Annotated in this window: 10 protein-coding genes; 4 read left to right on the top strand and 6 right to left on the bottom strand. The window is 58.6% G+C overall.

Features of this window, described 5'->3' with window-relative positions; all coding sequences use genetic code 11:
• Nucleotides 1-79: 79 nt before the first annotated feature.
• Entirely contained in the window at nucleotides 80-1,357 is a 1,278-nt protein-coding gene (locus tag DQ353_RS16260) for a hypothetical protein (RefSeq protein ID WP_286166861.1), read from the bottom strand.
• Nucleotides 1,358-1,847: 490 nt separating this feature from the next.
• On the bottom strand, nucleotides 1,848-2,078 hold the full coding sequence (locus DQ353_RS16255) for a DUF2188 domain-containing protein (protein ID WP_113764093.1): 231 nt from the start codon (nucleotides 2,076-2,078) through the stop codon (nucleotides 1,848-1,850).
• A 136-nt stretch (nucleotides 2,079-2,214) separates the two neighbouring features.
• On the opposite strand from DQ353_RS16255, the gene DQ353_RS16250 reads away from it, so the two are divergent.
• Nucleotides 2,215-3,261, top strand: coding sequence for a PDDEXK nuclease domain-containing protein (locus DQ353_RS16250; protein ID WP_113764091.1), 1,047 nt, complete (start codon nucleotides 2,215-2,217; stop codon nucleotides 3,259-3,261).
• Between the two features lie 435 nt (nucleotides 3,262-3,696).
• Here DQ353_RS16250 and DQ353_RS16245 read toward each other — a convergent pair whose 3' ends face one another.
• From DQ353_RS16245 to DQ353_RS16230, 4 genes are all read right to left on the bottom strand, one after another.
• Nucleotides 3,697-6,774: an SIR2 family NAD-dependent protein deacylase gene (locus DQ353_RS16245; RefSeq protein ID WP_181578445.1), complete on the bottom strand. Its 3,078-nt coding sequence runs from the start codon at nucleotides 6,772-6,774 to the stop codon at nucleotides 3,697-3,699.
• 359 nt (nucleotides 6,775-7,133) lie between these two features.
• Nucleotides 7,134-8,657 (bottom strand): site-specific integrase, encoded by a 1,524-nt coding sequence (locus tag DQ353_RS21375; protein ID WP_146755279.1) that lies wholly within the window; start codon nucleotides 8,655-8,657, stop codon nucleotides 7,134-7,136.
• Nucleotides 8,654-8,986, bottom strand: a complete 333-nt coding sequence (locus DQ353_RS16235; protein WP_113764085.1) for a helix-turn-helix domain-containing protein — start codon at nucleotides 8,984-8,986, stop codon at nucleotides 8,654-8,656. Before DQ353_RS16235 ends, DQ353_RS21375 begins: the two co-directional genes overlap by 4 nt.
• Nucleotides 8,983-10,104 carry a tyrosine-type recombinase/integrase gene (locus DQ353_RS16230; protein ID WP_113764083.1) on the bottom strand — a complete coding sequence of 374 codons (1,122 nt, stop codon included), beginning with the start codon at nucleotides 10,102-10,104 and terminating at the stop codon, nucleotides 8,983-8,985. Before DQ353_RS16230 ends, DQ353_RS16235 begins: the two co-directional genes overlap by 4 nt.
• 577 nt (nucleotides 10,105-10,681) lie before the next feature.
• Here DQ353_RS16230 and DQ353_RS16225 point away from each other — a divergent pair.
• The 3 genes from DQ353_RS16225 to DQ353_RS16215 all read left to right on the top strand — a co-directional run bounded on the left by DQ353_RS16225 (nucleotide 10,682) and on the right by DQ353_RS16215 (nucleotide 12,599).
• The gene (locus DQ353_RS16225; protein WP_113764117.1) at nucleotides 10,682-11,254 is read left to right on the top strand and encodes a recombinase family protein; all 573 of its coding nucleotides are present in this window, start codon (nucleotides 10,682-10,684) and stop codon (nucleotides 11,252-11,254) included.
• Between the two features lie 144 nt (nucleotides 11,255-11,398).
• Nucleotides 11,399-12,061: a cyclodeaminase/cyclohydrolase family protein gene (locus tag DQ353_RS16220; RefSeq protein ID WP_113764081.1), complete on the top strand. Its 663-nt coding sequence runs from the start codon at nucleotides 11,399-11,401 to the stop codon at nucleotides 12,059-12,061.
• Between the two features lie 94 nt (nucleotides 12,062-12,155).
• Nucleotides 12,156-12,599: a hypothetical protein gene (locus DQ353_RS16215; protein ID WP_113764079.1), complete on the top strand. Its 444-nt coding sequence runs from the start codon at nucleotides 12,156-12,158 to the stop codon at nucleotides 12,597-12,599.
• Nucleotides 12,600-13,530: the final 931 nt, after the last annotated feature.

The raw sequence follows: 13,530 nt of genomic DNA, 5'->3' as shown, positions 1-13,530 counted from the left end.
ACGGAATGAACCAGCCAAATTCCTGTCACTCAGCGTGACGGCGCCAGACGGGCTCTCCAGGGTGACGGTCGGCGTTAACTTAGTCTTGGTTGGCAGGTTCCTCGTCGTTCCCGTGCCGACGCAGCGCTCGATCGACGATCCTGCTGGAAAGCTTGTTCCTCACCGATTTGGCGAGGTCGAGGGCCTCATTACCGAGGCGCCCGGCGGCATCGACGCCCCCTGCCCCTGTCTCGAGCGCCCTGTCCCTTGCCTCCGTGGCCGCTTCCACCCATCGTTTGGCCTCCAGTGACTGTCGACTGCGATCGATCCCAAGCAGCCCGTGAAAGTCAACGACTCCGGTCGCGACATGGTTGCTCGAATGCACTATGGCCCGGGACGCGGTCGGGTGCAGCAGCACCTTCGTGTTGGCGGTGCCGGCCGCCGCATCCATGCGAGCCATGAGACGCCCAGTGCTTCGTGCGATGATTTCCAACCGGTTCTGCCGGGCAGCCCTCAGTGCGAGGCGATGCTGGTCCAGTTCCTCCGGAGACGCATCCAGCACGCGGTCGAGTTCGAGCACTGCGTTTGCATCCTGCAGTTGGAAGCATTGAGCCAGCACGGCGAGCCACTCCTGAACCTTTGATTCGGCTTCCTTGGACGTCTGGGCGAGATCGCCGATCTTGGTCTTGTGTTCCATCTTTTCCGCGAGTGCGTCGAGTTGCCGTAATGTGTACGCCTGGGTTCGAGCGATCGTCATCGACGTGGATTGCACCTTCGACCACGTGACCTCGGAGACCCGCCCGACCTGCTTGCGGATGGCCATGGCCTCCGCAATGACAAATTCGACTCCGATCATGTCCGCCAGCACAGCGTCCTTCTGGGCGCGGAGCACATCGTCGACCTTCTCATCGATGGCGGCCAGATAGTCGGTGATCTCATCCATGGTTTGCTGCATAGCAACCTGGGCCATGATCCCCGCGGCACCAGCCAGGATTGCCGGGTTTGCCACGAGCGAACCGGGACCCTTCGCGAACTGGACAATTCCCTTGATCCCCTTGGCCTGGTCCTTGGCCTGCACCACACCCATGCTTAGCCCGGTCTTGGAACTTTTCATCAGTCCGTACTTCTTGATGGCTTGCGCGGATTCCTCGGTCAGCTTCACCCAGCGACCTGAGTTGGCGGAAATCTCGGAACCTGCGTGGGCAACCCCGGCCGCGACCCCGAGGACAGGCCGGAGACGCTGAAGCCCGAGGTCCTTCGACGGCAGACCCTCGGAGACAAGGAAGCGTTCGACAGCCGTGGGGTCCCCGATGACCGCCACGCCGTCGCCGTCACTGATCAGCTGAATCTCGTTATCCATTCTTGACTCCTGGAGCACGGGCAGGCGAAAGCCCTGAGGAGGATGGAATTGTGTCCCCATCCGGTGCGGAAAGCGACACCACAAACAGCCTATGCCAGCGGTGCGATCTCCGGGGCGGGGGACATCGTCCGCACCAACGATCCATCGCTGTTCACGAAGTTCGTGTCAGATCCGTTTGCCGGTGCGACCCACGGCTTAAATGGTGTTGCTGCAGACCCGCTCTCGCCTCATCAAAGGATGGCGGTCTCAACCGGTCAACGCACCACCTGTGATTCTAAAGGTATCGCGGGCCGGCCCGAGGTGGTGACGTGGGCTTGGTAGAGCTGGTTGGAGCTTGCCCATTTCAAGACCCGGGTTTGGCGTTAAACGATGTTGGGGCCCAATACTGGTCGGACCCCACCATCGTGCGCAGTCCGGGAGCATCAAGTATCCCGGACAGCACGTCGGTTGAAAGCTCATTTCAACGCTAGCGGCCCGTCTTCGAACCCGTTCAGCAGACCTTTTACCCCTAGTTCTTGTCTTTGGGAGGGTTGGGATCACTGCCATAAGAGTTCTTTTCCCCGATGGTGCCGTCCAGCTTCTTGATGGTGTGTTCTGTTTTGTCCCGTGTTGCTGCAGCGCGGCCCTTAGCCTGCTGTTCCGCTTTGGTCCCACCTACAGCGAAGGGACGGCTGCTTCCTTGGCGCCTGCTCTTCCACTCGCCGTTTTCGTTGTAGGTTTCGATTCCGCTCTTTGACATGGAATATTTCCTTTCCACACGACGGACGAGGGTCGTCCTTGGACAACCCTAGGGGGTATTCCACGTGCCCTCAATGGTCCAGACGACGTCTGGACCATTGCGCCAGAACGGCGGTGACTCCAACTAGGGTTGAACCATGACCGAGCTCGAGCCTGACCTTCCCGGGGACTATTCCGCCGCACTCACCACCCTGAAGAACCTCGTGCGGGAAGCCCAGCACCGTGCGCAGCGCGTCGTGAACACCGCCATGATCGAGCTGTACTGGAACATCGGCCGCACCATCCTTCAACGCCAGCATGGCCAGCCATGGGGAAGCAAGGTCCTTGACCGCATCGCCCATGACTTGCGCGCGGAGTTCCCGCACATGAAGGGATTCTCCCGGACCAATGTGTACAACATGCGCGCCTTCGCCGCGGCCTGGAGCGGCGGGGAACCAATTGTCCAGACGCCGTCTGGACAATTGAGCTGGAGCCACAACGTTGCGCTCCTGAACAAGCTGAACGACCAGGAACTGCGTCGCTGGTACGCCACACGGGCCGTCCAGCACGGCTGGTCGGTGGCCGTCCTGGAGCACCAGATCCGCACCTCCCTCCACACCCGCACCGGCGCGGCCCCCAACAACCTCGAGGCACGGCTGCCGGGCGAAGGCACCGACCTGGCGCGGGAGGTTGCCAAGGACCCCCTGGTCCTGGACTTCCTGGGACTCACCGAGGAAGCCCAGGAACATGCCCTGGAGGAGGCCATGACGCTGCGCCTTTCCCAGACTCTGGCCGAGTTCGGTCCGGGATTTGCCTTCGTCGGGCGCCAGCACCACCTGGATGTCGATGGGGATGACTTCTTCGTGGACCTTCTGCTGTATCACGTGCCTTCGGACCGCTACGTGGTGGTGGAGCTCAAGGCCGGCAAGTTCAAGCCCGAGCACCTGGGACAGCTGAACTTCTACGTCGCGGCCGTCGACGACATGCTCCGGCTGCCCCGACAGGCCCCGACTGTCGGGATCCTGGTGTGCGGGTCCAAGAACGACCGCACAGTGCGCTATGCCCTGGACGGTTCCGCCCAGCCCCTGGCCGTGACGTCCTACACGTACGAGGCACTGCCAGTCGATGAGAAGGCCACCCTCCCGTCCCCGGACGCCATCACCGCAGCACTCGAACACGACCCGGAGATTCTGCCCGGCGCGTGACGCCTTGCGGGCCCAGCTACACGTCTCTGAACCCTGCAGGTCAGCATGCAATGCGGCGGGAAATATCGAAAGTGCGGTTATTGGCGATTGACCTGCAATACCCCGGTAAGCAGGCACCGCTCGCAAAACAGCGGCATGCTTACCGGCACAGTTCACGTCAGTACCGGACGGCCGGTCTCACACCCCTCCGAGTTCGGCAAACTGTTGGGGGTGAGCAGGACGACCGTGTCCCGGCACCTTGGGCTGTTATCCGAGGAAGCAGGGAACTAAACGTTCCATGATTTGTTACCGGCGCTGCCGAAGAACGTATTGACTGGTTTGGCCTCGGTAGCTGCGATGACAAAGTCTCGACAATTTCGCTGCATTGATGGGGTGTTCACCAAATCACCTCCGGAAAATCTGACTGCAATGGGGGGCGGAGGATCCTTTGTCGATCTAATCATCGTCGCTTTGGGTTCCCAGAATTTCGAGTGGGCTCGTGCCGCGAGGCAGGCGTCTCCGCGTATTTAGCGTACGATCTTTTCGCATTCGTTGTTTATAGTCTGCTAAGGACACGCTCTTGTGCTGCTCCGACTTAAACTTGTGTCGTTCAGCTTGTCGATTGACTAGAAACTGCAGGATATTTTCCTCATCCCGATAGTGAAGGTCCTGTAGCCGGTAGAGCAAAGACATGACCCCAAACAGAAAATCTGAGACGATCCAACGGTTTCCGTGTGTTTTGACTAGGTCTGGGAGGCGGCTTGCCCAGTCTGAATCCCCGACATTCATGGCGAAGCAGGCCGCCATAGGTGGCCCATAGACGCCGGCCATGAACTCTGTATTTTGCAACAGATTGTCGTACGGGACCAGCAACTTCCTCGAAGCGAGCCGTGCTCCAATCCCACTTACGACAGTGAAAGCGGGAAGAAGAAGTGCCATGTGAGTCGCGACTTCTTCTTCCTTTTCCTCCGGCAGGTCTCCTGCTTCAACCATGGCCTTGGCGATTCTCCGCGTCGCTTCGACGAAGACTTCTTCTTCTTCCCAACGCGCTATGAGTGCGCCCCAGCACGTCAGGACGTCTGCGAAGACCCGATTCTTGAGGTCGGCGTCAGTTAGTTGATCGCTATCTCGCAAGACGCGGGAAACGAGATCGACGCTCCACGAGAGTTGGGTGGCTGGCGAGAGGTTCGAAGTGTCTTCCAGCTGAAAGGGCACCGTATCGGCGTCATTTGAGATGTCATAATCACCCTCTTTCTGCTCATCGTCGTGGGCGGAACTGGTGGTGCCGCTACTTGGAGCATCGGTCTCAGTTGGCACCTCTGAGTTTTCCTGGCTTGGTGAGAGATGTTCGGGTACCTCGCGTTTCTCCATGATTCCGAAGGCGCCGCTCTTGAATGAGTCGGGGGCTTCCCCAGACAGCAATTTCGAAACTTCTTCGACGACCGTACGGCTATTGCGAATGAGTGCAGCGTAGTGACCGATTATGGGCGAAAAGAAGAGAGGGTCCTGTAGCAGCTCCTCTAAAAAGTCGGAGTCTGCAATCGCTGCTTTTGCGGCAAATAGGTGAAGGTAGGTGGTTTGCTGGAACTGCACCTTGTCGTGCCCAACCTTCAGAACTCGAATTGCTCGGAAGTTTTCGAAAACAGCAGTTGGATCTTCCTTCCATTGGACGCTCACAAAAAAGGTTTGAATCGTCTCGATTGCCTGGGCGTGCGTCAATGCGCCTTTGCGGTTTCGAACGAAGTGCTTAGCGAGTTCCGCCAGGACCGTTTCCCTATTTTGCAGGCTGAGCGCCATGCGGGCATCAACTACCGGCCCATTTCGTCCCAGCAAAAGTTGGACGTAGTCATTGAGGACGGCTGTTTCTGAGTTTTGTGATTGATCGCTGCGGGCCTGGACGAACAGAGAAATTAGCAGTGACACTGTGAATGGATTCCGGGGAAGGTATTCACGCCTGATCACGTCCAGCACGCCATCACAAATGTCTTCTGCTCGTTGAGGAGCGATGATTTCGGCAAAAGACATAATGTCGGAGCGGCTGAGCTTGCCCATGAAGCAGGTCTCGACTTCCAGCCTTCCTTTTGAGAGGTCTCTGGCCAGTTCCCTTTCTAATCCTTGCTTGCACCCGACAACTATAAAGTCCGTGTTCAGGGACAGTAGGTCTGCTGCAGAGCGCTTGTATGAAAGCGACTCGTTCGGCGTGAGGTTGTCAACTGCCAAGATATAGGGCGGCAATTCGTCCCGTCGAGAGTCAATTAGTCGCTGGCTAAGACTTTCACGGACCACGAGATTCGACAGTGGCCTGTTTGGCGAGGTTGCATGGCGCGCATCGATGTATATCGGAGCCACGTTCTCCCGCACGTAAGATGTCTGCGCGACAATCCAGCGGAGTGCTGTTGTAAGGCCGGAGTGTTCGTCACCAACGACAATCAGGATCTTGCTTCCACCATGGACGTCGTGCGGGTCGATTCGCTTCGGTCGAGTCGTCTCATCGTCCGCTGCCTGCATGGAAGCGAACTGTTCGTGCGAGTAGGGCAATAAAACGGGAGGAACGGTGAGCGCATTTAAGTCTCGCTCGTCGATGTCATCGATCTCCGCCGCGACGACCATCTCCTGGCGGACTTGTTCAGTAATAGCCTCACGTGCGTAGGCCAGATTATCCCGTATAACCACGGTGGTTCCGTTCGCAGCCTCCGGAACCAATGTATTTAAGAACCCGGTCAGATCGCTGTATTCATCGCCGTAACCCACGACACGAATATCGTGTTGTGCATGTTGGCGGCTGAGGCTCTGAACGTCGTCGTTTTTGCAGAGACGAAAGTGGTCACCTCGCGATTCTGGGAAGGCTCGAGAATGCCACTCCAGCAATTTGGAGAAATTCGGATCGTCTAATCCACTTCCGTAGCCGACATAAATGAAGCTCTTAGTTGCATAGTGGGCTTGCTGCACAAATTGTGCCCGATTGTCCATCAGGATTCTTGAGTAGTCGGTATCTGAAAGAATCACGCTGTCCGGGCGATCAAAGATTCCGTGCAAGTGTCCGACGGCTCGCGATTCGCCTTTGAATAGTTCGCGCATCGCTTCGGGGTCCCGCCAGGTTACCGAGGGCAGTCCCAGCGCTTGTTCAATAAGTGTGTCGTAGTTGGTAGTGAGGATGGGGAGCCCAAGTGTTCCCAAGCTCTGGGCGAGGGCGGGCTCCGTGAGCGGCAAGAGGCCAACAGATTCGCGAAGCCAGTCCGAAAATAGTTGGGGCGAGTGCTTCTTCAATTTCGTGGCGACAGCGCTAGCCACGTTGATCAGATCGTCAGTATCACCGTCAGTACAGGCATGTTCGAGCGAGATTTCCTGGAGGCTTTGCCATGCATCAAGTTTGGGAATGTCTCTCGCTGCCCGCTCAATGCCGTTGCGGATGAGGCCTACCCAGTCGGCGGTGGGGGCTCCTGAGCTGAGGGATTTGCTGACCCCCGTGCCAGCAACGACGACTGCGGTGTGATCCGCTACTGCGAAACGGAGCCGTTCCAGGTACTCGTTCAAAATGTATGCCTTCCCCAATGTTTAATCGGTCCTAGAAGAATAGGATCAAGTGTGACTCGTTCGTGGTGCGTGTGAGCGCTAGAAGCTTACAGGTCGCAGCTGACTCTTCGTGCCCCACACCATCATGGGCAAGACCCGAGCTCCGTATGGGCAGTTGATGCTAGCGCCTGGTCCTACTGCAGTTTCGGCGATTGCAGCGTTTCAGATCAACACGGCATGCAGCACTATCACGGAGCGGCAGGCCAACGAGTTTATGTTTTTTGGGCGTGCTGATCCATGAGATTGAGGACCTTCTGCTGTCGCGCGGTGGGCAGTAGGGGCAGTTCTGAGGTCGAGGGGTCTGGTACTGGTAACAACCGCTATTCAAGTGGTCTGTATTCAGGTGGTGTCTCGGCTGTGTGTGGCGACTGGTCGTGGGCTCCTGCTGCATAGCCGCTCCAGGGTGATCCTGCTTCGGCGGCGATCCTGGTGGTGCTGGTGTGGTGGTATCCCAGTGCTTGGGCGAGGACAGGGGCCGGGATCTGGAGCGCAAGGTGTCGGATCGCGGAGGTTCGTCCGCGTTGGGGTGGGATGCCCAGTTTGTGAAGGAAACTGAGGAGCGTGGACTGGTGAAGGGGCTCTCCTGCGCGGTGCCCCGGGAACAGCCAGCAAGATCCGGGATTTGTTGCCGAATCCATATGGGGGCGGTTTGCCACATAATCATGCAAGATCCGGGCCAGCGGTTCGGGTACCGGCGTCGGCGGGTCACCCAGACGAATGGTGGTGGTGCCACCGTCGGTGGCGATGTCGCTGGTTCTGAGTCTCAAGATGCGCGTTACCGGTTGGGCATAGAGCAGTACCAGCAGCCCAGCGATTCTGGCGGGCAGCGGGATGCTCTCCTCGGTGAGGAGCCGCTGGATGGCGTTGATTCTGTGGTGTTGGCCCATGGGTGTCTGGGCGGCTGACTTGCGGTAATGGATGGTCAGGACGGGCATGCTGCCGATCTTCATGCACCACGTAAGAAATGTGTGGGATGAGCGGCGCGTCGAGTAATTCTCGCTTTGCCAGAGGTCCAAATCGGTTTGCCGGGTGTGGTTGAGGGCCGTGCCGCGGCGGTCGAGCCAGGTCAGGAACGCCAAGGCCTGGGTCTGTTGTTGGCGGGCCATTTTGGTCGGAGAGATGCCCAGCGGGGCTTTGGCTGCCTTGGCCCGAAGTTTGCGGAGTTGGTGCCAGGTGGCGAAACGGCGCAGCAGCCGGGCCTGCTCCACATCCGTCACGGCGGCCAGATGGGTGTCCAGCCACCGTTCGAAGAGCAGGAGCTGCCTGTCCTTGCGGGGCAGGACGCCGCTTTGCATGAGCAGGTCGCGTAAATAGGCCGCGCTTCTCCAATGGGGCAGTTGCTGGAACGCTTCGTGGGTCAATTCGAGCCGGCCGGAGGCAAGATCACTGAGCAGGGCTTGGGGTTGCGGACTCCTGAGCCAGCCCAGCCCCAGTGCTGGATGCTGCATGGTCCTCAGCTGATCGAACAGCGGGATCAGGGGTGGGTGGATGCGGCCCGTGCCATCATCAAGCAGTGCCCTCAGCCGGTCGGTGAGGGTGCATCCTTCACACAGTCTTTTACCGAGCAGTCGTCCTTCAAAGCGGCAACGGTCGCAGAAGAAATCCCGGGTGATTCCCGCACAGTCCCGGCAGATAGGCGCCCCCGCGCCGTCCCTGCCCGGCAGCAGGCGCTCTGCATCGCAGCCGGGGCAGGGACCGTAGGTGCGGGTCGCCTTGTCCAGACAGTTCCGGCAGATGGGTCCATCGGACCAGTTCGCCGCCTTGGCGGCATGCCGGCAGCAGCGAACACAGGTGCGCACGTGCCACCGCTCATATTTCTCGCGACTGTCGTAAGCAGGGCTCACGACTCGGGGGTGATCCTGGCGCGCTTGGGTCGGATGGTGGCGGCAAGGTCCACGACTTCGGCGCCAGCGGTGGCGGTGCGGCGTGGGGCCACGGCCTCTGCCCGGGTGGCGATCAGCTCGGCGGGGGTCACTTCCAGGATGTCGCAGAGCGCGGCGAGGACCGGGAGGGAGAGCCGCTCGGGGATCTGGGTGACCAGCCGCCAGACCTGCACCGAGGACAGCTCGATGCCGCGTTGGAGCAGCAGCGGGGATAGGTCGGTGGCGGTGAATATTCCGCGGGTGGCCATGACCTCCCGGAGCCTCCACTGGTAGCTGACGTGGCGTTTCATTGTGGTTTCCTTTCAGGCGGCAGGGCGGCAGCAACGGCGGTGTCCAGGGCGCGGCGCAGCGTCCTGGTGCGGAAGTCGGAAGAGACACAGGTGTAGATCGAGGTGGTGGATGCGTGTTCGTGACCGACCTGTTCCTGGACGAACCGCGCGTCCCAGCCGCCCTCGATCAGGTGCGTGACGTAGGAGCGTCGAAAGGAATGGAAGTCCAGCCCCTGGTCCAGACCAAGGCTGTCACGATAGGCGCCGAAGCGGGTGTTCATCTGGGTGAAACCCACGCGTGCGGAGCGTTCCGAGGGCCATAGAGCCCCGGACGTGGCCGTTGGGAACATCGGACGGACCTCTTCATTCCATTGCTGCAGGATCTCCGCTGACCAGTCGAAGACCGTCAGCACGCTGCGGCGCTTGGGCGGAGAGCCTTTGTTTGCCTTGCCGTGGCGGACGTAGAGGACACCGTATTCCCCGAACTCAGGGCCCCGGGGATTGCGGCCAAAGTCCACAACATCAAGCATCCTCGTCTCGTTGCGGCGCAGTCCGAAGGCGTAGGCGGTCTTGAAGAGCATTGCGTCACGGAATGCCGGCAGCCAGCCCTTGCGTCCCTGCCCGCGCACCCGGCCCACCTGTTCATCGGCATGGTCGAAGAACGCCTGCAGTTCATCACGGGTGAAGGCACGCTTTGCCGGTCCAGCCTCGGCTTCCTGGGCATGCACGGCGGCGTTCCACTCGTGGATTACCTGGATCGGGTGGGTTCCGAAGCGTTCCTGGCAGACGGTGGCCCAGCCATAGGCGGGATCGGTAATGAACGTGCAGAAGGAACGGACGGTGCCTTGGTAGTTCCGCAACGTGGAGCGACGCAGGTTCCGGACCGAACGCAGATCACCCATCCACTCATCAACCATTTGCGGTGTCCAGGTCCAGGGAAAGGCATCGGCGTGGTGGGTGAATGACCGCACAGCGTTCTCGCGGCCCTCGATCGTGGAGAACGCCAGGTTCCGCGCCAGCTGCTGGTTGCGCCAACCGTCGAGCATGGCGGTGAAGACCTGTTCCTCCGGCCGCAGCAGCGGCAGGTCGCCGAGCAGATGCAGTCCCACCGCCCCGGGCTCGGAGCCGTTTCCGACCATCAAAAACTACCCCTTCGCTGCTTACATCTGATGAATGTATCCTTCATCAGATGTAAATCGATTGCAAGGGTTCAGGTCAAACGAATTTCCATGGCCTCACACGAACCCCGCCGGGCTGGCTCGTCCAAGAAAACCCCGCACCGGGCCACGCCTCTGACCTGACCCAATGGCGAAAGATCTCGGAATGTTCAAAGTGCCCGCAATAGAACATCAGATGAAATTGCGTTTATAACAAGAATCCATACGGAAATTCACGCTAACAGCCTTTCGTCGTTCATGCCCCGGCGAAAGTTCAACTTTTGCGGATCTATCCGGTGACGTCGCCCAGGCGATCGCGTGGTGGACAGTTGAACGTGCCGCCTAGAAGAGTTCGGTGCGTTCCGTGGTTATGTGTCCCAGCGTGGCGCAGCGCGCTGCGTCCCGGTGTCTGCTTGGGGTATACCCCAACTAGACGTCAGACGAGCATCTCGAATGATGTCAAAGTAGGGTTCATATTATTATTTATGGACACCTCTCGGACGAACTCTTAGAATCTAACCTGACAATGAGCAGGATTTTCTAAGTTGTGGGGGAGCCAGTGGCAGGGCAGCGAATTGGGTACGTTCGGGTCAGTACGTTGGATCAAAATGAGCAACGCCAGCTCGAAGGCCAGAGTCTGGACCAGGTCTTCACCGACCATGCTTCGGGCAAGGATACGAAGCGTCCGAAGCTTGATGAGTTGATCAGGTTCGCGCGTGCAGGGGATACCGTGATGGTGCATTCCATGGATCGCTTAGCCAGGAACTTGGATGACCTTCGCTCGGTGGTGCAAAAACTGACCGGCAAGGGTGCCCGGGTGGAGTTCCTCAAGGAGGGGTTGGTGTTCACGGGGGAGGACTCTCCGATGGCGAACCTGATGCTCTCGGTCATGGGGGCCTTCGCAGAATTTGAACGCTCCCTCATTAAGGAACGTCAGCGCGAAGGGATCGCCTTGGCCAAAACGCGTGGGGTTTATAAGGGGCGAAAGCGTTCGCTGAGTCCTGAGCAGGTCAGTGAGTTGGTTGCCAGTGCTTTGGCGGGCGTTCCCAAGACCCAGCTGGCACGGGAGTACGGTTTGAGTCGGGAAACGGTGTATCAGTATCTGCGTCGAGCGGAACGGTCCACCGTGTAGTTGCTGACACCAAGCACAGTAATATCCGTAGTTGGAGGCACAATCGGCGCTCCGCGGCATCGAATTCTCTACGACGAATTCTGTTTCGTAGCCCACACTGCAAATTCAAAGCTAAACGTAGCTTTTTAGGACACACTATGTGTCATGGGTGACACTGTGGAAATCACGACGCAGAACACGACTGTTGAAGAATGGACGTGGGCTCTGGCCCAGTCCACAGGCTCGCCGGGCGGTGGTGCCGGCGCAGGTTTGATGCTTGCCGTCGCCGCTTCTTTGACATCAATGGTTGCCGGTTATACCCAAACCTCCGAAGATCAGAGCCTGGAACTTAGCCTCATCCTCCCACGAGCCCATGCACTGCGCCACGAAGCATTGCGATTGGCTGATGAAGATGCAGCGGCGTCCAAAGCGTTTGGTGCCGCCTTTCGGATGAACCCGAGTTCAGCCCGAGATTCTGCAATATCCGAGGCATCGGTGGAGGCGGCTAAGGCCTCCGCTGTTCTGGGCCAGCGAGCGCTCGAAGCCATCGAAGACTTGGCATGGCTTTCCACCTATGGAAACCGGGCGCTCATTGCCGATGTCGTCGTTGGATTCGGTGCCTTGCGATCCACGCTGGCAGGGGCACGCACCAATGTCAGTTTTGACCTTTCAACGCTCACCGCCGCAGGGAAATCGATGGAGGAGATTCACGAACAACATCCAGTTCTCTGGTCCATGGTAGGAAAACTACATGCGGGCATTGAACGGATAGATGGTCTCATGGCAGGCCTTGATCCCAAGGCGGCACCCACGGATGATAGGTCTTAGAACAATGCCCGTTTTCCGCCTCTGAAGTGTTTAGTTTCAGGTGGACTGGAGCTTGAGACGTAGGGAGTCGCCGACCTACAGGAAGGACACTGAAGTGAGTTCGATCAATGAGCTCATGGTGCTAGCTGGGGAACTTGGGGAATATGCGGCGGATCGTTTACATGGGTTGAGTGCCAAAATTGTCGTAGTTCCCCAAAGCAATGCACACCATCCCGGGTATGACACCGGAGATCTGGTGCTTCAGGCCTACCGTTCCTATGGGGTGGAGGTGGTGCGGCCTATTTTGGAAGGTTATCAACGAGGGTACAACGCACGGGCGACTGAGCGGCGGGGGTTATTGCTGTGCTTTGTTCAGATCACCAACGGTGTGGGGGAGGCTCTTCCTCACGCCACTGAAGAGGAAAGAACTGCGATCATCTGTGCGTTGCAGACCGGCTATCCGCCTATGCGGTTAGGCATCACCACGAGACTGAGAACGGGATACTCAGGATATTTCGATTTCTTCGACGTCACGTTGGTTGTCAGCAACCAGGCTTAATCCTATTGATCGAAGGTGATCACATGGCATCCACGATCTTGACTTCTTCTTCCCGTTTGTCGCAGCGCAACAGTGATCCTCAAATTCGATCTGGGATTTTTGCCGCTCAGTTTTCCCTCTCGCACCTATGTTCCTGGTGACCTACCCGTTGGCAGGCGCCCTAGGTGCGGCATTTGGGCTGCCCCTGACAGCGGTGGTGCTCGTCGGTATCGGACTGCTCGGAATGGTCTTGGCGTTCGCCACGTGGAGAACGCCGAATGAGCCACTGGTGTCAGTATCTGAAACTACTGACGACGTTTCCCGGGAAAAACAATAATCCATCGTGATTGGCCCCGGGCAATCTACCCAAACAGCCTCCGTTGCTGAATGCGGCACGTGGTCATATCGGAACGTATTGGTCTTAGCGTCGTGTCTGTTAGGGGTGTTCCGGGGCAATTCCAAAATGTCTCACAAGCGGGTCGAAAGCTTGCGCCGCTGAGTGCAAAATCGGGGGTTCAGGCTTTGTTGCGCTAACAATCCGTCGGGTACCAGCTTGCGAAATCTCCACTTCGCGTGGTGGTGTGAGCAACTGACGAGTTTGCTGAGTTCAGAGTTGCCCGACGGCGAACCGGTGCATCCTGGCAGGTAGGCAGAGAGTGTGGCCCTCCATAGAGCCGGCATGCACAGCCCGTTCACGTCACCCGAGCAGAAAGCCCTGAGGCATGAATCGGATGCTTTCACCAGAAAGAAAAAGGCAGGAACTCCCGTAGGCGTCAGGTGATCCGCATTTTGGGATTGGGGCTGTTTAGCGGGGCGAGGCTCACACCGAAAGGATTTGCTTTGGATGAGAAATAAGTTGTGGGCAGTTATGGGTAGGCGCGCGACTCCACGGTCTCTCGAGAGTGACGTTGATTCTGCCGCGAAGCTCATGCCACCAACGAAACGTAAGCCT

It is taken from the genome of Arthrobacter sp. AQ5-05 (assembly GCF_003287975.1).
Taxonomy (GTDB): domain Bacteria; phylum Actinomycetota; class Actinomycetes; order Actinomycetales; family Micrococcaceae; genus Paeniglutamicibacter.
Note: the sequence above shows the minus strand (reverse complement) of the source record. Positions and strands in the feature narration are given on the sequence as shown.

Bases quoted from the DNA above. Each gene is read 5' to 3' on its own strand.
- DQ353_RS16220 (WP_113764081.1), top strand. From the start codon at position 11,399: ATGGGTGACACTGTGGAAATCACGACGCAGAACACGACTGTTGAAGAA.
- DQ353_RS16250 (WP_113764091.1), top strand. From the start codon at position 2,215: ATGACCGAGCTCGAGCCTGACCTTCCCGGGGACTATTCCGCCGCACTC.
- DQ353_RS16230 (WP_113764083.1), bottom strand. From the start codon at position 10,104: ATGGTCGGAAACGGCTCCGAGCCCGGGGCGGTGGGACTGCATCTGCTC.
- DQ353_RS16235 (WP_113764085.1), bottom strand. From the start codon at position 8,986: ATGAAACGCCACGTCAGCTACCAGTGGAGGCTCCGGGAGGTCATGGCC.
- DQ353_RS16255 (WP_113764093.1), bottom strand. From the start codon at position 2,078: ATGTCAAAGAGCGGAATCGAAACCTACAACGAAAACGGCGAGTGGAAG.